The organism is Bradyrhizobium sp. FW305-F6, from assembly GCF_058782905.1.
On the sequence record NZ_JBYSYD010000002.1, the window covers coordinates 91,794 to 114,700 of the forward strand.

The 22,907-nt window shown below is 66.0% G+C and carries 17 protein-coding genes; 8 read left to right on the forward strand and 9 right to left on the reverse strand.

The window, feature by feature from the left end:
- Positions 1-94: 94 nt before the first annotated feature.
- Positions 95-601 carry a YciE/YciF ferroxidase family protein gene (locus AC3WLX_RS11710; protein ID WP_492336034.1) on the reverse strand — a complete coding sequence of 169 codons (507 nt, stop codon included), beginning with the start codon at positions 599-601 and terminating at the stop codon, positions 95-97.
- A gap of 432 nt (positions 602-1,033) precedes the next feature.
- Between AC3WLX_RS11710 and AC3WLX_RS11715 the strand changes: the two genes are divergently transcribed.
- From AC3WLX_RS11715 to AC3WLX_RS11740, 6 genes are all read left to right on the forward strand, one after another.
- Positions 1,034-2,116: a lysylphosphatidylglycerol synthase transmembrane domain-containing protein gene (locus tag AC3WLX_RS11715; RefSeq protein WP_492336035.1), complete on the forward strand. Its 1,083-nt coding sequence runs from the start codon at positions 1,034-1,036 to the stop codon at positions 2,114-2,116.
- Between the two features lie 91 nt (positions 2,117-2,207).
- A complete protein-coding gene (locus AC3WLX_RS11720; protein WP_492336036.1) occupies positions 2,208-4,160 on the forward strand; it encodes an SGNH/GDSL hydrolase family protein in 1,953 nt (650 codons plus the stop codon).
- Positions 4,161-4,574: 414 nt separating this feature from the next.
- On the forward strand, positions 4,575-5,480 hold the full coding sequence (locus AC3WLX_RS11725; protein ID WP_492336037.1) for a LysR family transcriptional regulator: 906 nt from the start codon (positions 4,575-4,577) through the stop codon (positions 5,478-5,480).
- Positions 5,481-5,820: 340 nt separating this feature from the next.
- On the forward strand, positions 5,821-7,269 hold the full coding sequence (locus tag AC3WLX_RS11730) for an aldehyde dehydrogenase family protein (protein WP_291625868.1): 1,449 nt from the start codon (positions 5,821-5,823) through the stop codon (positions 7,267-7,269).
- Positions 7,270-7,395: 126 nt separating this feature from the next.
- Positions 7,396-8,937, forward strand: coding sequence for a galactarate dehydratase (gene garD / locus AC3WLX_RS11735; RefSeq protein WP_492336038.1), 1,542 nt, complete (start codon positions 7,396-7,398; stop codon positions 8,935-8,937).
- A gap of 188 nt (positions 8,938-9,125) precedes the next feature.
- The gene (locus AC3WLX_RS11740) at positions 9,126-9,395 is read left to right on the forward strand and encodes a hypothetical protein (RefSeq protein WP_291625877.1); all 270 of its coding nucleotides are present in this window, start codon (positions 9,126-9,128) and stop codon (positions 9,393-9,395) included.
- Between the two features lie 161 nt (positions 9,396-9,556).
- On the opposite strand, the gene AC3WLX_RS11745 is transcribed toward AC3WLX_RS11740, so the two are convergent.
- From AC3WLX_RS11745 to AC3WLX_RS11755, 3 genes are all read right to left on the reverse strand, one after another.
- Entirely contained in the window at positions 9,557-9,910 is a 354-nt protein-coding gene (locus tag AC3WLX_RS11745) for a hypothetical protein (RefSeq protein ID WP_492336039.1), read from the reverse strand.
- Positions 9,911-10,171: 261 nt separating this feature from the next.
- Positions 10,172-10,768, reverse strand: a complete 597-nt coding sequence (locus tag AC3WLX_RS11750; RefSeq protein WP_492336040.1) for a DUF2147 domain-containing protein — start codon at positions 10,766-10,768, stop codon at positions 10,172-10,174.
- A gap of 189 nt (positions 10,769-10,957) precedes the next feature.
- Positions 10,958-11,986 carry an NAD(P)/FAD-dependent oxidoreductase gene (locus AC3WLX_RS11755; protein ID WP_492336041.1) on the reverse strand — a complete coding sequence of 343 codons (1,029 nt, stop codon included), beginning with the start codon at positions 11,984-11,986 and terminating at the stop codon, positions 10,958-10,960.
- A 182-nt stretch (positions 11,987-12,168) separates the two neighbouring features.
- Here AC3WLX_RS11755 and AC3WLX_RS11760 point away from each other — a divergent pair, with 182 nt between their 5' ends.
- Entirely contained in the window at positions 12,169-12,636 is a 468-nt protein-coding gene (locus AC3WLX_RS11760) for an acyl-CoA thioesterase (protein ID WP_492336042.1), read from the forward strand.
- A 31-nt stretch (positions 12,637-12,667) separates the two neighbouring features.
- Here the strand turns inward: AC3WLX_RS11760 and AC3WLX_RS11765 are convergent, their stop codons facing one another.
- Entirely contained in the window at positions 12,668-12,988 is a 321-nt protein-coding gene (locus AC3WLX_RS11765; protein ID WP_008143731.1) for a 2Fe-2S iron-sulfur cluster-binding protein, read from the reverse strand.
- Between the two features lie 165 nt (positions 12,989-13,153).
- Positions 13,154-13,498, reverse strand: a complete 345-nt coding sequence (locus AC3WLX_RS11770; RefSeq protein ID WP_492336043.1) for an Hpt domain-containing protein — start codon at positions 13,496-13,498, stop codon at positions 13,154-13,156.
- Between the two features lie 424 nt (positions 13,499-13,922).
- Between AC3WLX_RS11770 and AC3WLX_RS11775 the strand changes: the two genes are divergently transcribed.
- Positions 13,923-19,697, forward strand: coding sequence for an apolipoprotein A-IV repeat region-like domain-containing protein (locus tag AC3WLX_RS11775; protein ID WP_492336044.1), 5,775 nt, complete (start codon positions 13,923-13,925; stop codon positions 19,695-19,697).
- Between the two features lie 282 nt (positions 19,698-19,979).
- Here AC3WLX_RS11775 and AC3WLX_RS11780 read toward each other — a convergent pair whose 3' ends face one another.
- Genes AC3WLX_RS11780 through AC3WLX_RS11790 form a run of 3 tightly spaced genes read right to left on the reverse strand, consistent with a single transcriptional unit; the run spans position 19,980 to position 22,793 of the window.
- The gene (locus AC3WLX_RS11780; RefSeq protein ID WP_492336045.1) at positions 19,980-20,846 is read right to left on the reverse strand and encodes an MlaD family protein; all 867 of its coding nucleotides are present in this window, start codon (positions 20,844-20,846) and stop codon (positions 19,980-19,982) included.
- Between the two features lie 28 nt (positions 20,847-20,874).
- A complete protein-coding gene (locus tag AC3WLX_RS11785; RefSeq protein WP_291630987.1) occupies positions 20,875-21,657 on the reverse strand; it encodes an ABC transporter ATP-binding protein in 783 nt (260 codons plus the stop codon).
- Between the two features lie 2 nt (positions 21,658-21,659).
- A complete protein-coding gene (locus tag AC3WLX_RS11790; protein WP_492336046.1) occupies positions 21,660-22,793 on the reverse strand; it encodes an MlaE family ABC transporter permease in 1,134 nt (377 codons plus the stop codon).
- Positions 22,794-22,907 lie beyond the last annotated feature (114 nt).

A 22,907-nucleotide genomic window follows, 5' to 3' on the forward strand; every position in this document is an offset into this window, starting at 1 on the left:
CCGGCCGACGCACCTTTGCGGGTCACGACGGCGGATGGCGAACAAGCGAAGGCGCCGCGCGAGACTCCGCGCGGCGCTCCTGGCTACGCCTTCATCAGCTCGCCGCGCGCAGATTGACCTTGCTCTCGGCGAGCGTTGTCAGCTTCTGGTCGGTCGCCTTCTCCTCCTCGAGCGTCTTGGCCAGCACCGCCGCGCAGTCGTTGCGGCCGAGCTGCTTGGCCCAGGCGATGAGGCTGCCATAGCGGACGATCTCGTAGTGCTCCGCCGCCTGCGCCGCGTTGATCAGCGCCGCGTCCAGCACCGCCTTGTCGTCGACTTCGCCGGCGGTCTCGTCGGCTTCCTCGATGATGCCGTCGATCGCCGGGCAATCCACCGCCTTCGCGGCGACGCCGTGCATCTTGAACACTTCCTCGAGCCGCGCGACGTGCTGCCTGGTTTCCTCGAGATGCGTCAAAAAGCCCTGTTTCAGCTCCGGATCGGTGGCCTTGCTTGCCATCTTCGGCAGCGCCTTGGTGAGCTGCTGCTCGGCATAATAGATGTCCTGGAGCTGGTGCACGAACAGGTCGTTCATGGTCTTGATGTCCTTGGTGAACAGTCCCATCGTTCCGATCCTCTCTCGGTTTTGGGAACACGGGCACGCCGGCTTGCAAGAAAAAGCCTGCGTATTCCACCATGTTCGATTGCTGATGCACCCTAACGAGCATGCGGCATCGACGTTCCAAGAAGGCCGATCACGGCTTGCGCTGGAACAATGCGGGCGGCACCGGGATCTGAAATCATGTCGGCGCATCGAAGGAGCGAATGGATCGTCGCTCGCCGACTCGTATGCTTAACGCGCAGCCGATATGAACTCCGTATGACAAAAGCGGCCGGCCGAACGCAGAACCCATTGTTGTCAAGGGCTGCACAAGCCGCTGTTTTTGCCTTAAATGAGCTGGATCATGCCTAGCGGTCGGCGCCCTTCTTTGGCGCGATCGCGCCCGACCGGCCAATGCCTGGCCCGGCCGGTCTTTGCCCCCCGCCGGGAGGATGAATGCACGGACTGCTGCCCGCGCTGAAACGCGGCTTCAAGAGATGGATCGGCTGGCGAAGGCTTGGGATTGCCGCGAGCATCTTGATCATCGCCCTCGCGATCACGACGCTGGTGCGGACCCTCAAGGGCATCGAGACCGGCGTCATCCTGACCGCGCTGACCGAGATTCCCCGGGGCAACATCGGCCTGGCGGCGATCTGCGTGTTCTTCGCGTTCTGCACGCTGACCTTCTACGACTTCTTCGCCTTGCGAACGATCGGCAAGAAGCACGTGCCTTATCGGATCGCGGCCCTCTCCAGCTTCACGTCCTATTCGATCGGCCACAACATCGGCGCCACGGTCTTCACCGGCGGCGCGATCCGTTTCCGGATCTATTCGGACTACGGGCTGAACGCGATCGACGTCGCGAAAATCTGCTTCCTGTCGGGCCTGACCTTCTGGCTCGGTAACATCTTCGTGCTCTCGATCGGCATGGCCATCCATCCCGAGGCGGCCTCCTCGATGGATCAGCTGCCCGCATCGCTCAACCGCCTGATCGCGCTCGGCGGCCTCGTCTCGATCGGTGCCTATCTGGTCTGGCTCTGCATGGGCGAGAAGCGCCGCGAACTCGGCCAGAAGGGCTGGAAGGTGGTGCTGCCATCGGCGCCGCTGACCCTGGTGCAGATCCTGATCGGCGTCGTCGATCTCGGCTTCTGCGCCCTCGCCATGTACCTGCTGATGCCGGCCAATCCGCCGATCGACTTCATGTCGCTCGCGGTGGTGTTCATCCTGGCGACCCTGATCGGCTTTGCCAGCCATGCGCCGGGCTCGATCGGCGTGTTCGATGCCGCCATGCTGGTGGCGCTGCCGCAATTCGGCCGCGAGGAACTTCTGGCGACGCTGCTGGTGTTCCGCATCCTCTATTTCGTGATCCCGTTCGCCCTCGCCATATCCATCATGGGCGCGCGCGAGCTCTGGATGAACGTGGTCGCTCCCTGGCAGGAGCGGCGGCGGCTGGCAGAGGCCTGTGCTCAGGCCAACCTGCCCAAGCAAGTGGCCGCGATGGAGCGCGAAAGGACGCTGCGGCGGGCCGGCAAGCGATAGGCGCCGATCCTCCATACGTCAGACAAGGGTTGCAGGCGGGGGAGCAATCCCCTCTTATTTCCGCCTCAACTTTGCCGTTGAACCCCGGGCCATGATCCCTCTCCCCTTTCCGAAACTTTGCGCAGGCGCCCTGCTCTTGGCGGGCATTCTGACCGCCTTGGCGCCCGAGCCCGCCGCCGCTCAGGACGGCGGCCAGATCCAGATCGAGTGGGAGGTACGTAACCGCTTCCGCCTGTTCCGCGAGGAGCGCGACTTCCTGCTCCATGTCGAGAACGCCCGCAACCGCAGCATCCTCGCTGCCGAGCAGTCGCTGGAGCTCCAGAGCGAGGGCCGCGGCTGGGCCCGCAACATGGTCAACCGGCTCTGCATCGACCTCCAGGGCCGGGTCAACCAGCCCTGCACCCGCGACAACGTCAAAGAGAACTACATCACGCCGATCGACCATCCAGTGACGGTACGCCTGACCGGCACGGTGCCGGTCGGCGCCACCTGCGCCTGGTCGTTCGACGACGGCGACGGCCCGCAGGCTTCCACCTTCGACTGCGCCGAGCCGGTCAATTTGCGCGTCCGCTACGGCAGGCAGACGGTCGCGAGCGTCGATGTCTCCGCCGGCTCCGACCCGACACAGCGGGTTCAAACCGAAATCCAGGTGCGCGACGTCTTCGTCGCCGGCCTCGGCGACAGCATCGCCTCGGGCGAGGGCAATCCGGACCGGCCGCTGGCCCTGTCGGACGAAGGATTCTGCTTCCGCTCCTATCTCGGCACCGCCGGCGCGCAGTTTTACCGGCCGAGCCGCCAGGGCTTCAAAGGCGGCCGCGCCTGCGAGGCACCGGATACGCTCGCCAACTGGCAACGCTACAGCGCGCTCTGGTTCAACGCGCCCTGCCACCGCTCGCTCTACAGCTATCAGGCGCGCACCGCGCTGGCGCTGGCCGTGCGCTATACGCACATCGCCGTGACCTTTCTGCCGCTCGCCTGCACCGGCGCCAGCATCGCCGACGGCCTGCTCGGCTCGCAGCGCGCCCGCGAATGCCCGCCCGGCAAGACCGGCGTCTGCAACACCAGCGTGAACGCGCAGGTCGCCGAGCTGCGGGAAGCGCTCACCGCTGCGAAGAAGCGCCAGCCCGAGCGCACGCTCGACCTCGTGCTGCTCTCCATTGGCGCCAACGACGTCTACTTCTCGGGTCTGGTCGCCGACGTCATCGTCGACACCGCGACCGAGCGCGCGCTGTTCCGCCGCTCCGGCGTGATGGCGACCGTCGATGACTCCCGCGATGCGCTGCAGCGCGAGCTGCCGCAGAACTTCGTCAAGCTGCGCGAGGCGCTGAAGCCGCTCGTTGGCGGCGAGCTCTCGCGTGTGGTCTATGTCTCCTACGCCAATCCCGCGCTCGCCGAGGCCGGCGCGCCCTGCCGCGGCGGCCGCGCCGGCTTCGACATCCATCCGTCCTTCAACGCCGATCCGCAGCGCCTCGCCCGCGTCTCGACCTTCGTCGACACCGAATTCCTGCCGCAGCTGAAGGGGCTCGCCACCTGCACCCGCGGCGCGCTGTGCCGCGATCCCGAAGCCGACCGCATGACCTTCGTGGACGCGCACCAGCCAGCGTTCGCCGAACGGGGCTTCTGCGCGCGATCCGGCAGCGATCCCGAGTTCGACCGGGCCTGCTTTGCCGAGAACGGCCAGAGCTTCAACCCGGATATCGTCAGCGCGGCGAGCCAGCCGATGCTGTGCGGCCGCGGCGCCTCGGAATATCGCGCCTACCTGCCGCGCGCGCGCTGGATCCGCGACGCCAATGACAGCTATTTCGCTGCGATGACCTATCCGCAGGGCTTGCCGGCGGCGAGCCAGCCGACCGACATCCACGATGCGACCTGGGGCGTGCTCTCCGCGGTCTACGGCGGCGCGGTGCACCCAAGCGCCGAGGGGCATGCCGCGATGGCGGACGCGGCGCTGCCGGCCGCAAGCGCGGTGCTCGGGCTCGATGCGGTGCCGCCGAACGTGACGCGGGGATCGCTGCCGCAATTGTTGCCGAGCGCGCAGCAGTAGCGCGCCGCCGTCGTAGCCCGGATGAGCGTAGCGACATCCGGGACTGCTCTCCCCGCATGTCGCTACGCTCATGCGGGCTGCGCGCGTGGCGTCGTCTCGCGCATCACCACCACTCGCGCATTATTCTATTTGATGCCGGCATCGCTCCCCTCACCTGGCGTTCGACAATCCAAAAACGGTATCGATCGATACCCGCTTGAACTTGGACACGCCGCGGCGTGCGCCTCTACCACTCGTGACGGTGGTCATCTGCGAGAGCGAGAGCCGACGACGCACCAACGTTTCTCCTGAGGGCTCCCATGGGAGTTCGACCAGGCAACTCAACGGCGGCTTCACGGCCGCCGTCTTTTGTATCAGGGATGATCGATGCTAAAGCTTCCGGGGAAGCGCCTTATCCATCTAAGGCATGCATCGATGTTCGACCTCAACCAGCTCCGCTGTTTCGTCGCGGTGGCGGAAGAACTGCATTTCGGCCGCGCCGCCGCGCGGCTCAACATGACCCAGCCGCCGCTGTCCCGGCAGATCCAGGTGCTCGAGCACATCATCGACGCGCCGCTTCTGGAGCGTACCAGCCGCTCTGTCCGCCTGACGCCCGCGGGGCGCAGCTTCCTGCCAGAGGCACGGCGCATCCTCAAGCTCGCGGAGAGCGCCTCGCAGGTCGCCCGCCGCATCGCGCTCGGCAAGACCGGCTCGCTGAAGATCGGCTTCACCGCGGCCGCGGCCTACGGTTTCCTGCCCGAGCTCCTCGCCGCCTGCCGCGCCAGACTGCCCGAGGTGGACTTCTCGCTGAAGGAGATGGTGTCGGGCGACCAGTTCGAGGCGCTCACCTCCGGCCAGATCGACGCCGGCCTGCTGCGGCCGCCGATCGCGCGGCCCGAACTCGCCAGCCGCCGCGTCGTCGCCGAGCCCCTGCTAGCGGCCATTCCGAAGAAGCATCCGCTGGCGAACGCTGAAAGCATCACCATCAAGGATTTCGACGACCAGCCCTTCGTGATGTACTCGCCCTATGAAAGCCGCTACTTCCATGACCTCCTGGTGGCGCTGTTCACTCGCGCCGACGTGCTGCCGCGCTACGTTCAGCATCTCAGCCAGATCCACTCGATCCTGGCCATGGTGCGTGCCGGGCTCGGCCTTGCCATCGTGCCGGCCGCGGCGACGAGTCTGAAGATCTCCGACGTGCGGCTGCGGCCGCTGAAACCCCGCAACCGCGTGCCCGTCGAGCTGTTCATGGTCTGGCGCCGCGATGACGAGAACCCGCTGCTGTCGCCGCTGGTCAAGATCGCCGGCGAATTGTCCTCCGCCGAGGCGCCGGAGGATTGATGCTCAACCCAGATCGGACGATGTACCGACCTCACCGAGGAGGAGATGGCGGAGCTGACAGTGCTGGTGCAAAAGCTGCCCGCCATGCGATCGTCACAACAGGCTGCAGAATAGCGTCCTGAAACTCGCAAGCACGCACCTCGCGGCCATCCACGCGGCACATGAACGCGACAAGAAGCATGGACTCGGCGCCCGGGTTGAGGCTATGGCCATACAGGAGCTGATCCAGGGCTGGACCTTCGAGAACGAACGTCCGTGCCTCGTGCGTTAGAACACGTCGGGCATGATCCCGGAAAGCAGTTTCCGATGGAATCATGCCCCTTGAACAGGGAGGAAGAAGATGACGGCAATCCTGAAGAACTTCATCGGCGGCGAATGGGTAGACGGCTCCGGCGTCACGAAGAACATCAACCCCTCCAACACCAATGATCTCGTCGGCGAATACGCCAAGGCCGACAAGGCACAAACCGAGAAGGCCATCGCCGCCGCCAAGGCCGCCTTTCCTGCCTGGGCGCAATCGACCCCGCAGACGCGCTTTGATGCGCTGAACAAGATTTCTCTGGAAATCCTCGCCCGCAAGGAAGAGCTCGGCCGCCTGCTCGCCCGCGAGGAAGGCAAGACGCTGCCGGAAGGCATTGGCGAGGTCGGCCGTGCCGGCCAGATCTTTGCGTTCTTCGCCGGCGAAGCGCTGCGCCTGATCGGCGAGAAGGGCGCTTCGGTACGTCCGGGCATCGACGTCGAGCTGACCCGTGAGCCGGTCGGCGTCGTCGGCATGATCACGCCCTGGAACTTCCCGATCGCGATTCCCGCCTGGAAGATCGCCCCGGCGCTCTGCTACGGCAACACGGTGGTGTTCAAGCCGGCCGAGTTGGTGCCTGGCTCTGGGCATGCGCTCGCCGAGATCATCACCCGGTCGGGCATTCCCGCCGGCGTATTCAACCTCGTGGTCGGCTCCGGGTCGGTGGTCGGCCAGACCCTGCTCGAGCACCCGGACGTGGCCGCGATCTCCTTCACCGGCTCGGTGCAGACAGGTCGCAAGATCGCGCAGGCCTGCGTGCTCTCGAACCCCATGAAGAAATTCCAGCTCGAGATGGGCGGCAAGAATCCGCTGGTCGTGCTCGACGACGCCGACCTCAAGACCGCCGTCGAAGTCGCGGTCAACGGCGCCTATTTTTCGACCGGCCAGCGCTGCACCGCCTCCTCGCGCCTGATCGTCACCGAGGGTATCCACGACCGTTTCGTCGCCGCGGTGGCCGAGCGCCTGAACAGCCTGTCGGTGGACGATGCGCTCAAGGCCGGCGTGCATATCGGCCCGGTGGTCGACCAGAGCCAGCTCGACCAGGACCTGCGCTACATCAAGATCGGCCAGGAGGAAGGCGCCAAGCTCGCCTTCGGCGGCGAGCTGCTCAAGCGCGAGAATCCCGGCCACTACCTCCAGCCGGCGCTGTTCACCGAAGCCAACAACAACATGCGCATCGCGCGTGAGGAAATCTTTGGCCCGGTCGCCGCCGTCATCCGCGCCAAGAACTACGAGGAGGCGCTTGCCATCTCCAACGACACCGAGTTCGGGCTCGCCTCCGGCATCTGCACCACCAGCCTGAAATACGCCTCGCACTACAAGCGCAACAGCGAGTCCGGCATGGTGATGGTCAACCTGCCGACCGCCGGCGTCGACTATCACGTGCCGTTCGGCGGCCGGAAGGGCTCGAGCTACGGCGCCCGCGAGCAGGGCTCGTACGCGCGCGAGTTCTACACCACGGTGAAGACCGCCTACACGTTCCCGGGCTGAGACGCCGTCGACCGTAGAGATCGTAGGGTGGGTTAGCGCAGCGTAACCCACCTCTTCTGCTTCCCAGGACAAAGGCGTTGGTGGGTTACGCTGCGCTAACCCACCCTACAAATCCCGGAGTCCGCGATGGACCAGGACGTCGCAGCGAAAGAGCAGCCCCGCTACATCAAGCTCAACGAGCGCGACAATGTCGCAATCGTGGTCAATGATTTCGGGCTGCCCGCCGGATCGCGCTTCGCCAGCGGCCTGACGCTGCGTTCCTTCGTGCCACAGGGACACAAGACGGCGCTGGTCGACATCGCGGAAGGCGCACCGATCATCCGCTATGGCGAGGTGATCGGCTACGCGCTTTCCCCAATCCTGGCCGGCGAATGGGTGGACGAAGCGCGCATTCGCATGCCGGAGGCCCCTGACCTCGACAAGCTCGAGATCGCAACCGCCATTCCCGCCGCGCAGCCGCCGCTCGAAGGCTTCACCTTCCAGGGTTATCGCAATCCCGACGGCTCGGTCGGCACCAAGAACATCCTTGGAATTTCTTCCTCCGTGCAATGCGTCAAGGGCACGATGGAGTATGCGGTCAAGCGGATCCGCGCCGAGCTGCTGCCGAAATATCCTGGCGTCGACGACGTCGTGCCGCTGACCCACGCCTATGGCTGCGGCGTCGCCATCACCGCTCCTGATGCAGTCGTGCCGATCCGCACGTTGCAGAACCTCGCGCTGAATCCGAACTTCGGCGGCGAGATCCTGGTCGTCGGCCTCGGTTGCGAGAAGCTCGCGCCGGAGCGGCTGGTGCCGGAAGGCGTCAGCGATGCCATCATTCGCATGCAGGACGAGGCCTTCGACGGCTTCGGTGCGATCGTGGATGCCATCATGACCCAGGCCGAAGCCCGCCTGAAGGTGCTCAATACGCGCGAGCGCGAGACCTGCCCGGCCTCCGATCTCGTCATCGGCCTGCAATGCGGCGGCAGCGACGCCTTCTCCGGCGTCACCGCGAATCCCGCCGTCGGATTTGCCGCGGACCTCCTGGTGCGCGCAGGCGCCACCGTGATGTTCTCGGAAGTGACGGAAGTGCGCGACGCCATCCAGCTGCTCACGCGGCGCGCGATCAGCGAGGACGTCGGCCGCGCGCTGGTGCGCGAGATGGCCTGGTACGATTCCTATCTGGCCCGCGGCGGCGCCGACCGCAGCGCCAACACCACGCCCGGCAACAAGAAGGGCGGCCTTGCCAACATCGTCGAGAAATCATTGGGCTCGATCGTGAAGTCCGGCTCGAGCGCGATTCAAGGCGTGCTCTCGCCCGGCGAGAAGGCGACGCAGAAGGGCATGCTGTTCGCGGCAACGCCGGCCTCGGACTTCATCTGCGGCACGCTCCAGCTCGCCTCCGGGATGACCCTGCAGGTGTTCACCACCGGCCGCGGCACGCCCTATGGCCTGGCCGCCGCGCCGGTGATCAAGGTCGCGACCCGCAGCGAGCTCGCCCGCCGCTGGAAAGACCTGATCGATTTCGACGCCGGCAGCATCGCCACCGGCGAGAAGACCATCGAGGAATGTGGCTGGGACCTGTTCCGGCTGATCCTCGACGTCGCCTCCGGCCGCACCAAGCCGTGGTCGGACCGCTGGGGCATCCACAACGATCTCACGCTGTTCAATCCCGCGCCGGTGACGTGAGGCTTCGAGCCTGGCTCCGCGAAACCGTCAGGAAATACTGGCGCAGAAAACTTCTTCCGCGTTTCGTCCCTTCGCATCACGCAATCAATATCTGCGCCATGGGTAACGGGAATGTTCGCATACCGGCGAACCTGTTCCGCCATCGCGGCGACCAAACCTCCGATTGACATCTTCCACGGAGATTTCCAATGCGTGTTCTCTCGATGATTGCCGTTGCCGGTGCCATGATCGCGGGCTCGACCGCGGCGTTGGCAAGCGAGCTTCCCTCCTACGAAGTGACGTCGTTTCCGATCACGGCGACGCAGGTCCAGATACTCGGGGGCGCCGGCGTCGAAGAACAGTCGGCAAGCCCTGCGATGATCGTCGCCGGCATGCCGGCGTCGCCCGTGCAGGCCTCCGTGCTGTCGCCGCGGACGAAGCGGTTCGCGAGCGCGGGTTCGAATAACCAGGCGCGCTGAGCTCGCGCCGACGATCACTTCTTGCGCGCTGAATTCTCCACCACGTCATGGCCGGGCTTGTCCCGGCCATCCACGTCTCACTCAGCGGCACCAAGAACGTGGATGCCCGGGACAAGCCCGGGCATGACGGCCTCTTCCACCTCACGCGGACTGACGCGCGTCTACGTCATGCTGCCCGGCATGAAACAGCGCACGCGCGGATGGCCGTCGATATAGTGCTTCCACACCATGGTGCGGCCGAACTTGTTCGGAACGGTGATCACGGCGCCGTCGGGCACCACGACCCACTCGTCGTCGATACGCACGCGGTAGCGACCACGATCGGTCTCCCAATCGACGTCGGCAATGACGTAGCCGTCGGCATCCGAGCAGCATTGCCCGAATTCGCTGTGCAGACTCTCGAACCAGGGTTTCAGGGGCGAGTTGGCGAACCGGCCGTCGTCACGCGCCGACGCCGAATGCACCACAACCGTCAGCCCCAGCAGCACGGCGGCACACTGTCTTGCAGGTCTCATGTAATCTCCGCGGTCGAAGTGATCGCCGCGGGGCAAACGCTGCCGTCCGCCGTCCGCCGTCCGCACGGTGCGCGGCAGGCGCGGAGGCGGCGACTCGTTCCCCCGGCAGCTTTGCGGACAGCTATGCAAATCCAGCGCCAGCGCGCATTCCGGGGAACTACGAGGAGCGACGTGGCGGCACGGACCAGCGGCCCGGTGACGAGGGAGGACCGCGTGCCAAAGCAAGAGAGCTATTGAGGCCGCGCGGCGCGGCCGGCGCCCTTACTGCTTGGGGGCGGGCGCCATCATGGCGCCGCCCTTCTTCGGTGCGGGTGCCGGCTGCTTCGCGGCCGCAGCCTGCGCCGGCAGGTACTTTGCGACGATCGCAGGATCCACCTGGGCGATGTTGGCGTCCGGTAGACGCGTCCAGGTCTCGTCCTTGCCGAGCAGCGCGATGCCGAGATAGCCGCGCAGCGTGAGGGTCTGGCCGTCAGGGCTGACCTTCATGTTGGCCTTCCAGATCTGGCCGTCGCGCGGATTGAGCACGTTGCCGCCTTCGTACTTCAATCCTTCACGCTTCATGTTGCGGACGAAAGAGATGCCCAGCACCGGCGCGTTCTTGCGATCGTCGGTACACTTGGAGCACACCTCGTTCGGATCGTCGGTCGGCCGCGGGAAGGTCTTGGCGATCACGCCTTCGAAGACGCCGTTCCGGTCGACGAAGAGGAACCATCCGACGGTCTTGCCGTCTTCGACCTTTTGCCAGAGGCCTGCGGCGGTGGGCTCGGCGGTCTGCGCCGCGGACGGTGTCATCGTCGCGAGCGGGAGTGCGAGCGCGAGGAAGGAGAGCAGCCGAAAGCTGGAAACGAGAGTCCGCATTATCATCACCTTGCTGAGCCAATCACCTTGCCGAGCCGAGACTTCGAAGAACCGAGACTTCGTAGAGCCAAGACCTTGCCGAGCCAAAAACTTGGCTGAGCCTACAATCGAAATGGCCGCAGACTACGGCGATTTCGCGAACGCTTCCAGCACCAGAAACATGGGGCACCGCCGCCCCGCCGCGTTCCGTCAGTTGACACCGAGCTTCTTTTGCAGGCTGGAGGACGACGTCGTGTACTGGAACACGAGCCGCTTTTCCGGATAGACATAACGATGGGCTTTTTGCGACATCAGCGCGCCCTCGTGGAAGCCGCACAGGATCAACTTGATCTTGCCGGGATAGGTGTTGATGTCGCCGATCGCGAAGATGCCGGGAACGTTGGTCTCGAACGCGGATGTCTCGACCGGCACCAGATTGTTCTCCAGCGCAATGCCCCAGTTCGCGACCGGGCCGAGCTTCATGGTCAGCCCGAAGAACGGCAGCATGGTGTCGCAGGCGATTTCCGCGATGCTGTTGTCGTTGCCCTTGAGGGTCGCGCCGGTGAGCTTGCCGTCGGAACCGGACAGCGCGGTGACCTGACCGAGCCGCAGATCCATCTTGCCGCCGGCGACCAGCGCGCGCATCTGCTCGACACTGTGGGGCGCGGCGCGAAACTCGTCGCGCCGATGCAGCAGAGTGATGCGCTTTGCGATCGGATGCAGATTGAGCGTCCAGTCGAGCGCTGAATCGCCGCCGCCGACGATCAGCACGTTCTTGTCCCGGAACGTCTCCATCTTGCGCACGGCGTAATGCACCGAAGTGCCTTCGTAGGCCTCGATGCCCGGCACCGGCGGACGTTTGGGCTGGAACGAGCCGCCGCCGGCCGCGATCACCACCACCTTGCATTCGAACACCTTGCCCGCATCGGTGGTGCAGCGAAACAAGGGATCGCCGATCTTCTCCACCGTCTCGACCATCTCGCCGAGATGGAAGGTCGGATGGAACGGCTTGATCTGCTCCATCAGCGCATCGGTGAGGCCCTGGCCCGAAACCTGCGGAATTCCCGGAATGTCGTAGATCGGCTTTTCCGGATAGAGCTCGGCACACTGGCCGCCGACCTTGTCGAGGATGTCGACGAAATGCGCCTTCATGTCGAGAAGGCCGAGCTCGAAGGCGGCGAACAGACCGCAGGGGCCGGCGCCAATAATCAGCACATCGGTTTTGATCACGTCGCTCATGTCGTCTCTTTATCGGTCGTTATCGGTTGGACGGCGCCCGTTGGGCCGAGGTGACCCTGCCTGTCTAGCCAACGGGGATGGATCAGGGAAGGCATAAAAGCGGCATCGCCCTGCGGCCCCGCCCACTTGCCGGTCCAGAATAACTGGGCTGTAACGAGGATGGATATGACGGAGATCAATCGGTGAACGCACCAGCCCGCCTCGACACGACGCCTCGCCTCGAGGACTATCCGTTTCGCCTCGGCGACAACGTCCGCTTCGGCGACCTCGACCCGAACCAGCACGTCAACAATGCGGTTTACGCCACCTATTTCGAGACCGGCCGCGTCACGCTGATGAAGCTTCCGGAATACGGCCTGACGCCGCCGGGCCTCGCCTGGATCATGGTCCGGCTCGACATGCATTTTCGCGCCGAGCTGCACTGGCCCAATACGATCGAGCTTGGCCTCGGCGTGGTGAAGCTCGGACGGACGTCGGTGACCTTCGAGCAGGTCGTGTTCTCGAACGGGAAGTGCATCGCCTCGGCAACGTCGGTCGGCGTCCTTCTCGACGAGGCGACGCGGCGGCCCGCGCCGCTGACCGCGGAGGTGATCGAGAAGCTCAGACCCTGGCACAAGCGCGGCATCGAGGTCGCGCCGCCAGCAAGCTAGTCTATTGATTCAGCCCTGTTCAGGGGACGGATCAGGCCTGGCGCTCGGGCGTCGCCACCACGAGCCCGTCGAGCTCGTCGGAGACCTTGATCTGGCAGGACAGGCGCGAATTCGGGCGTACGTCGAAGCCGAAATCGAGCATGTCCTCTTCCATCGGCGTCGGGCTGCCGACCTTCTCGCGCCAGGCTTCGTCGACATAGACGTGGCAGGTTGCGCAGGCGCAGGCGCCGCCACATTCGGCCTCGATGCCGGGAATGCTGTTGCGGATCGCGGCTTCCATCACGGTTGCGCCGTTCTCGATTTCTACCGTGCGGGTTTCGCCCTTGTGGTCGACAAAGTGAATCTTGGCCATATGTGCTCGTGCTGCCGCGGTGCTTGGAATGAAGGAGGGTCCGGGCTGTCCTATAACGGGTCGGTCAGTCCGGCGCCATAGCGTTTTGAAGCCAAATGAATCCCGCTTTGCGGGAAGAAAACGCGTCAAAACAAGAGACTAGAAACCGGGCTCGACCCTGTCGGCTTACGGCTTCAGGATCGCCTCGATCGCGGCGCTAGCCTCCGTCACCGCTTCCTTCAGCGCAGCGAACGCATCGGACCGGCCACGGCCGGTCCGGATCGCTGTTTCCAGGCCGGCGGCTGCATCGGCCACCGCAAAGGCGCCGATCCCCCGCGCGGACCCCTTGAGCTTGTGTGCAAGCGCGCCGGTCTCGGTGGGCATCGCTGCCATCGCCGCCAGCAGGCGAGCCGCCTGTTCGGCGAACATTGCCAGCACTTCCTGCTCCAGTTCTGCGTCGCCGAGCGTCATCCGGGAGAGGTGATCGCGGTCGAGCGGGCTGTCGATGGGCGCAAGCGGGGGCGAAGGCATCCATTCCATCCGTTGCAGTTCAGGCATCATGGCGCAGGCCCCGGCATCGCGCGACGGCCGCGGGCGCGGCGGTCAGGTTCCCGCACCCAAGCATGAAAATGGTTAACGAAATGTTCGGGCCGCTTGACGCAAATCCACCTGTTTATTGACAACAAGTTGCCGCAATCGCCCGAGTTCGGTGGAGAATTGCATTGATTGCTAAGGCGTTACGCAGCGATCCTGTTAACGATGATTAAGAATGTCTTAATCGCGGGCATTTCATTCGCGACGCTCTGCCAATAGGATGTTGCAGAAATTGGCGGACAAGCCGTCCGGGTGGGGACGGCTCGGAGATCCGCGTAAGCGGCATGATCCGGTCTGTGGGCTTGCGCGGCGCGCCGAGCTCGCGGGGGGACGCGTACAGGTAACGAGGGCTCGGACTGACATGGCGAACACTCCGAAAAAGGTCAAAGACCCCACAGAAGTTGCGCTTTCTGCGATCCAGGAAGCCCTGAACATCAGCGACACGGCCGCGGATACCAGCCGCAACGCCACGATGCGCAACGAAACGGCGCCCCCGGTGTCGCCACCCGCGCCCCCGATCTTCGACGAGCCGAGCTTCGAGCCGCGACCGGCCGCCAATGAGCGGTCGACCGTGTTCGACCCGGTCGAGGAGCCGCGCACCGCACGCCGCGCCGCCAACGACGACCGCGAGACCATCGGACAATTGCTCCAGGCGCTCCAGAAGGGCCGCCCTGCCCGCAGCGTCTACACCTTTGCCACCATCTTCGCCGGCATCTGGCTCGCGGCCTGCGCCGCGCTGACCGTCGGTTTCCTGCCCTCGATCCAGGCCGCCATGGGCCAGAGCGGCGGCGTTCTCGTCATCGCCGGTCTCGTCGCGATGTTCTTCGCGCCGATCATGCTGTTCTACTTCCTGGCGAGCCTGGTCTGGCGAGGTCAGGAAATGCGCATGATCGCGCAGGCGATGGCGCAGGTCGCGATCCGCTTCTCCGAGCCGGAAGGTTCGGCCTCCGATTCCATGGTCACCGTCGGCCAGGCCATTCGCCGCGAGGTCGCGGCGATGGGCGACGGCATCGAACGCGCCATCGCGCGCGCCGGCGAGCTCGAGACGCTGGTCGCCAACGAGGTCGCCGCGCTCGAACGGGCCTATTCCGACAACGAAGTGCGCATCCGCGCCCTGCTCCAGGACATCGCCCATCAACGCGACAATCTGGTCGGCCAGGCCGAGCAGGTCCGCAGCGCCATCTCGGGCGTGCAGATCGACCTGCGCCACGACATCGCGCTGATCTCGGACGCGATCGCCTCCCGCGTCGACGAGGTCGCCAAGTCGATCACCGGCGCCCTCGAAGAGCGCGGCGCCCACATCACCCAGGCGCTGAGCAATGCCGGCGACAACATGATCCTGGCGCTCGGCGAGCGCGGCGGCGACCTGCTCGACCGCCTCGAGGAAGCCAGCAACGAGACCACGCGCGCCGTGCTCGACGCCAGCGAGCGGCTGACCACCAGCCTGAACTTCAAGACCGGCCACGTCCACGACGAGTTCGTCGACCTCGCCGACCGCGTCCACGAGATGCTGAACGAGCGCATCGACCGCATCACCGGCGAGTTCGAGCAGCGCTCCGCCGCGATCGTCGACGGCATCTCCGAGCGCACCGAGCAGGTGCACGACAGCCTGAAGAACTCGTCGGATTCGCTGCTGCTCGAGCTCGAGCTGCGCTCCAACGACATCTCCGCCAAGATCGACGATGCCGGCAACCGCCTCGCCGGGCAGATCATGACGAGCGGCGACAAGGCCAGCGAGGCGCTCGACGCCACGGTCAACGCCCTCGTCGCCAAGGTCGTCAACCAGACCGAGACCGCGCACGATTCGCTGTCGCTGCAGATGAGCGCGTTCGACGAGTTGGTGCGGAACCAGGGCACCGAGCTGGTTGAGAAGTTCGCCCGCGATTCCGGCACGCTGGGCGCGCTGATCACGCGCCATATCTCCGAGTTCGACCGCACCGTGAAGACTTTCGGCGGCGAGATCGTCGAGCGCATGGGCCAGCGCACGCAGGACATCCATGAGTCGCTGAAGACCTATGTCGACAATTTCGACACCCGCTTCACCGCCAACGGCGGCGAGATCACCGCGATCCTCGACCAGCGCCTCGCGCAATTCGAGACCACGATCGGCGAACGTGTCGGCAATATCGACGCCTCGCTGGACGGCAAGATCGCCAGCCTCGACGGCACCATCGAAGGCCATATCAGGACGTTCGACGAGCAGCTCGTCGGCCGTGTCGCCGCGCTCGAACAGTCGTTCGACACCCGTGCCAAGTCCATGACCGAGACCATCGACGGGCGCATCAGCACGCTGGCGACGTCGCTGACCGACGGTGCCGCGCAGGCGATCCAGTCGATCGACTCCCGCCTCACCCACCTCACGACGACGCTCACCGGCGGCGCCTCGCAGGCGATCGAAACCATCGATGCGCGCCTCAACCACCTCACGAGCTCGCTGACCGACGGGACCTCGCAAGCCATCGAGACCATCGATGCGCGCCTCAACCATCTCACGAGCTCGCTCACCGATGGGGCCTCGCAAACCATCCAGTCGATCGATACCCGCCTGACGCATCTCACGATGACGCTCAGCGGCGGCGCGACGCAGGCGCTCGAATCCATCGACTCCCGCCTCACCTACCTGGCGACCGCGGTCACGAACGGCGCCTCGCAGGCCGTGCAGTCGATCGATACGCGCCTGACCCTCCTCACCTCCACCCTCACGGACGGCACCGCGCAGGCGATCGAGGCGGTCGACCGCCGCATCACCGGCGTGACCGAGATCATCGACGGCCGCAGCACGCATCTGACCGACACGGTCACCGCGCGCTTCCAGGAGATACAGCAGGCCATCGAGACCAAGGTCGGCTCGGTCGCCAGCGACATCGATGTCCGCGTGGCGCAGTTCGAGGACCTGCTCGGTTCCCGCGTCGAGGCCGTCGCCGGCCGCATCGAAAGCAGCGGACGCCAGGCGAGCGAGGACATGATGTCCCGCGCCGAGATGATCTCGACCGCGATCCGTTCGCATGTCGAGGACGCCGAGCGCTCGCTCACCAACCTCGTCGTCAACACCAGCGAGACGATCCAGACCGGCGCGCGCACCGCCCAGCAGTCGCTGCTGACGGTCTCCTCCGACGTCAACGCCCAGCTCAAGATGACCTCGGCCGAGGTCGAGCAGGCGCTGACCGCGGTCGGTACCGGCGCCGCCAACTCGATCCTGACCAGCGCCCGCGAAGCGCAATCGACGCTGGTCGCGGCATCGGGCGAGGCCTCGAACCAGATCAAGGGGCTCGCGGCCGACGTGGAACGCACGCTGTCCGCAGCAGGCTCCGCCACTGCGGCCTCGATCCTGGCCGGAGCCCGCGAGGTGCAGACCACGCTGGTCACGGCGTCCTCGGATGCGGCGAGCCAGGTCAAGACCCTCACTGCCGACGTGCAGCGCTCGCTGTCGATGGCCGGCACCGCCACCGCCGAATCGATCACCGCCGGCGCCCGCGATGCGCAGAGCGCGCTGATCGCGGCCTCGACCGAGACCGCCAACCAGATCAAGGCGCTGTCCTCGGACGTGCAGCGCTCGCTGACGATGGCGGGGACTTCGACCGCCGAGACCATCATGAGCGGCGCCCGCGAGGCCCAGAACACGCTGGTCACGGCGTCGTCGGATGCGGCGAGCCAGGTCAAGTCGCTCGCCGCCGAGGTGCACCGTTCGCTCTCGCAGGTCGGCCAGTCGACCGCCGAGACCATCACTACCAGCGCCCGCGACGCCCAGAGCACCCTCCTTGCTGTCTCCGCGGAACAAACCAGCCAGGTCCGTTCGCTCGCGGCCGAGATGCAGCGCGCGCTTGCGACCGCCGGCGGCGCCACAATCGAGGCGCTCACCAGCGGCGTTCGCGAGGCCCAAGGCTCGCTGATCTCCGCTTCGACCGACGCGGCGAGTCAGATCAAGTCGCTGACCACCGACATCGAGCGCACGCTGACCTCGGTCGGCGCCGACACCGCATCGACCATCCTCAGCAGCGCGCGCGAGGCGCAGATCTCGCTGACCTCGACCTCGGCCGACGCCGCAAACCAGATCCGCACGATCTCGACCGAGATCGAGCGCACGCTGAGCACGGCCACGGCCAACGCGACCAGCGACATCCAGACCAGCGCGCTCAACGCCCAGAACGCGCTGATCTCCGCCTCCAACGAGGCGAGCTCGCGCGTCAAGTCGAGCTCGGCCGACGTCGAGCGTTCGGTGCTCGCCGCCACCTCCAGCTTCGGCCAGGCCATGACCGGCAAGACCGACGAGATCGTCACCTATGTGCAGCAGCAGGCCGACCGCCTGTCGAGCATGATCGACACCAAACGCGGTGCGCTGGTGGACGCGATCGGCTCGAAGGCCAGCCAGCTCACGCTCGACATCGACCGCGTCACATCCGATGCGCTGAAGTCGATCGAGACGCGCGGCCAGGCCTTCTCGCAGACCATGATGGGCAACGGCTCGGAAGTCGCCCGCACCATCAACGTCGCGAGCGAGATCGCCACCGGCGCGGTCAGCAAGTCGCTCAAGGACCTCGAGCAGGCCTCGCGTTCCGCGATCGACCAGTCGCGCCAGGTTTCGATCGCGGCCGTCACCGAGATGCAGGAGACCAGCAAGATCCTGCGCACCGACACGGTGGCGCTGTTCGAGCGCCTGCGCGAAGGCAACATCCTGCTCCAGGAGGTGCTGACCGGTGCGCACGACAACCTCAACTCGCTGGAACGGGCGCTGGTGACGCGCGTCGCCGACTTCGTGTCGGCGATGAACGACGTCACCTCGCGCAACGGCGCTGCGACCCAGAACCTGGAAGAGCAGCTCAACGTCTTCAACAGCAAGACCACGAAGGCGCTGCAGGACCTCGGCGAGCTGTCGACGCAGTTCGACAAGCACGGCCAGGCGCTGGTCGAGGCCGCGCAGGTGGTCGAGCAGAGCAACAAGAACACCACCGCCTCGCTCGCCGAACGCAAGCAGGCGCTGGAATCGCTGGTCACCACCATCGACCTGCGCACCGCCGATCTCGACCAGCGGCTGTCGCGCTTCACCGGCCTGCTCGATGAATCGCTGGCGGCCGCCGAGGAGCGCGCCCGCGACATCGCCCGCGTCGTCGCCGAGACCGCCGGCGCAGGCTCTGCCGCGATCACCCGTCAGTTCGAGGCGGTGCGCGTGGCGTCCGAGGAGGAGCACCGGCAAACCATCGAGGCCATGCACGACATCTACCGCCAGACCACGGACGAGGCGGATGCGATGTTCAAGCAGTCGACCGAGAAGTTCACTAACCTCGTCGCCAGCATGAAGCAGATGGCTCTCGAGATGCACAACGAGCTCGAAGCCACCCGCAACGAGCTGCGCCGCGGCGTGCTCGAGATGCCGCAGGAGGCCGCCGAAAGCACCGCGCAGATGCGCAAGGTGATCGTCGACCAGATCGAGGCGCTCGCCGAGCTCAACCGCATCGTGGCCCAGCACGGCCGCGGGCTCGACGTCACCACGGCGGGCCGCGCGAGCGTGCACCGCCAGGAAGAGCCGGTGATGGCGATTGCAGGCGCTCGTGTCGCCGAGACGCGCATGCGCGACACCGGCAGCGCGTCCACGCTGCCGCCGCCGGACCTCGGCATGCCCGCACCCTCGCGTCGTACCGAAGCGCCGCCGGTTGCGCCTGGCGGCAACGACCAGGGCCGCGACGGCTGGCTGTCGGACCTGCTGAGCCGCACGGACGCCAACCAGGGCGCTCCGTCCGGACGTGAGGCCCCGCGCCGCCCCGCGGCGCCCGCGCCGCAGCCGCAGGCCCCGCAAGCCAGCGGCAATCCGCTGGAATCGCTGTCGCTCGACATCGGCCGGTTGATGGACCGCAACCTCGCCGCCGAGATGTGGGACCGCTACCAGCGCGGCGAGAACAAGGCCTTCACCAAGCGCCTCTACACGCCGGCCGGCCAGAAGGCCTTCGACGAGGTCGCCCGCAAGTACCGCGCCGACCGCAACTTCAAGGGCACGGTCGACCGCTACGTCGTCGAGTTCGAGCGCCTGCTCGACGAAGTCGCCCGCGACGGCCGCGGCCCGCAGGAGCTGCGCAGCCACCTGACCTCGGAGACGGGTCTGGTCTACACGCTGCTCGCGCATGCGGCGGGACGGCTGGGGTGAGACGCGAAAGCAGATAGCGAATGAAAACGGAGGCCTCACGGGCCTCCGTTTTTGTTTTGGGCGCGTGATTCGCACTCGTGCCCCGGACGCAGCGCAGCGCTATCCCGGCGATGCGGAGCATCGTCCGGTCAGCGGTGCGCTGCAGAGCCGGGGCCCATCTCACAGCTCGTACCCGTGTTGCCGTCTGGGTCCCGGCTCAGCGCAGCAACGCTGACGCATTGCTGCGCGTCCGGGACACGAGACCTACGACAACCAAAGTGCGAAGTGGACGAACGCGTGCCCCTACCGCCTCGGCGCTGCCGCCGGCTTCGGCGGCTCGGGCGGCGGGGCGGGCTGCGACGAGTTGCTGGCGCCGAACAGCACGCGGGTCGGGTTGCGGTCGAAATTGTTCACGGCGCGGCTGATGTCGCCGAGGGTACGTCGGCCGTCGGCCATCAGCGCCCCCGAGCGCTTGTCGAAGTCGTCGGCCAATTCGCGGATCGACTTCACCGCCTGGAACAGCTCGCCGCCGTCCTTGCCGCCGGCCAGCGTATTGAGGCCGAGCATGAGGCTGTCGGCCTTGAGCATGACGCCGTCGACCTTGGCCATCACGCCGTCGATCTTCTCGGAATTGCGGGCGAGCGAGTTGGTGAAGGTCTCGAGGTTCTTCAGCGAGTTCTTCACGGACTCCTGATTGTCGGCGACGATCTTGTTGATGTTCTGCAGCGTGGCGCGGATCGCCTCGGTGACGTCCTGAAGCTTGTTGGGATCGGCGGTGAGCGTGGGGATGCCGTCCTGGTCGAGCGGCGGCGGCGCCGCGGCCTCGTCGCCGCCCTTCAGCGAGATGGCGGCGACGCCGGTGAGACCCTGGAATTCGAGCCCGACCAGCGTGTCCTTGCGGATCGGCGCATTGTTCTCGATCATGGCCAGTGCGACAACCCGCCGCGGGTTGTCCAGCTTCACCGAGACCACCTCGCCCACCCGGATACCGTTGAAGTTGACGCTGCCGCCGTTGCGCAGGCCCGCCGCCGGGCCCTCGAACACCACGCGCAACGGGCTGCGCTGCTTGGTGGTGTGCAGCGACTGGAACCACAGCACGAAGCCGACCGCCGCCGCGATCACCGCCAGCGTGAACGAGCCGATCAGAATGTAATTCGCCCGCGTTTCCATCAGTGCTCCGGCTACTCAACCCTGCTGCTCAACTCATGACCGCGCGGGCACGCTTGCCATGGAAATACTGCCTCAGCCAGGGATGCTGCGAGGCCTGCATGTCGGCGATCGACCCTGCGGCAATGATCTTACCGTTGCCCAAGACGGCGATGCGGTCACATGCTGTGTAAAGGCTGTCGAGGTCATGGGTTACCATGAAAACGGTCAGCCCCAAAGTGCGCTGGAGCGTCTGGACCAGTTCGTCGAAATCGCCGGCCCCGATCGGGTCGAGACCCGAAGTCGGCTCGTCCAGGAACACGAGGTCCGGATCGAGCGAGAGCGCGCGGGCCAGAGCCACGCGCTTGATCATGCCGCCCGAGAGCTCGGAGGGAAAGCGTTCGGCAACTTCGGGCTTGAGCCCGACCATCGCCAGCTTGGCCATGGTGATCTCGTCCATCAGCCGCTGCGAGACACGCAGATATTCGCGCATCGGGAACTGGATGTTCTGCCGCACCGTGAGCGAGGAGAACAGCGCGCCCTGCTGGAACAGGACGCCCCAGCGCCGCTCGACGTTGCGCCGCTGCAAGGTGCTGGAGGAATCGAGGTCGACGCCGAACACCTCGATGGAGCCCGCAACCTTCGGCACGAGGCCGATAATGGTGCGCGTCAGCACCGACTTGCCCGCGCCGGAGGGACCGACGAAGCCGAGGATCTCGCCGCGCCTGACGTCGAGGTTGAGGCCGTCGAGCACGCGCGTTTCGCCGAACTGCACGGTGATGCCGCGGACGCGGATGATGGGGTCCTGGATTTCGCCTTGAGTTTCCCTTGCCATCGTCACATCCCGATCGAGGCGAAGAAGATGGCGAAGATGCCATCCATGACGATGACGAAGAAGATTCCCTTCACCACCGAGGCCGTGGTGTGCTGACCCAGCGATTCCGCGCTGCCCTGCACGGCGAGCCCTTCGACGCAGGCGACGATGCCGATCACCGCCGCCATGACAGGCGCCTTGACGATGCCGACGATGAAATGATCGATCGAGATCGCATCGCGCAGGCGCAGCAGGAAAGCCTCGGGCTGGACCCCGCCATAGAGCCAGGCCACCAAACCGCCGCCATAGAGCGCCGCCATCGCGCCGAGGAAGGCCAGGATCGGCAGCGCCAGCACCAGCGCCATCATGCGCGGCAGCACCAGCACCTCGATCGGGTCGAAGCCCATGGTGCGCAGCGCGTCGATCTCCTCGCGCATCTTCATCGAGCCGAGCTCGGCCGTGTAGGCGCTGCCCGAACGGCCCGCGACCATGATCGCGACCAGCAGCACGCCGATCTCGCGCAGCACCAGCACGCCGAGCATGTCGACGACGAAGATGTCGGCACCGAACCTGCGGAAATGGAAGATGCCCTGTTGCGCGATGATGCAGCCGATCAGGAAGGTGATCAGCACGATGATCGGCACCGCGCGCCAGCACACCTGCTCCAGGTGATGCACGGTCGAGGTCAGACGGAGCGATCTGGGATGGATCAGGACGCGGAACCACGCCGCGAGCACGGCGCCCAGCATGTCGACGAGGCCCGCGACCGTCCCGGCGACGCCGGCCACGGTCCGGCCGATCTGCTCCAGCATGCCGGAGATGGTGATCGGGCTGGTCTCGACCACGGCCGTCGCCCTGACCCGCCGCACTTCGTCGACGAGGCTGGAGTAATTCGCGGACAGCCCCGCGATCTGCGCCTCGACGGAGCCTTGCGTGAGACTGCGGCGCAGCCGCTCGATCAGCCAGGCGCCGAAGGTGTCGAGCTTGGCGACCTCGGAGACGTCGATGAAGATGTTTTGCGGGCTGCCTGCGAGCTTCTCGGCCTCGGTCACCATCCGCTCCAGGACCGGCGCGAAGCTCGCGGTCCAGGTCCCGGTAGCGCAAAGTGCCAGTGCGTCGCCCTTGGCAATCCGTTCGAGCTTCGGATCGCTGCTCAAAGTATCCGCTCCCATACCGGGGCGGAGAGAATCAGATGGTTGCGCACGCGCCCTTACCCAGAGAAGGTATCCCCAAGGGGTTAACGTTAGTTGCTAGAGGTAACTAGCAGGTTC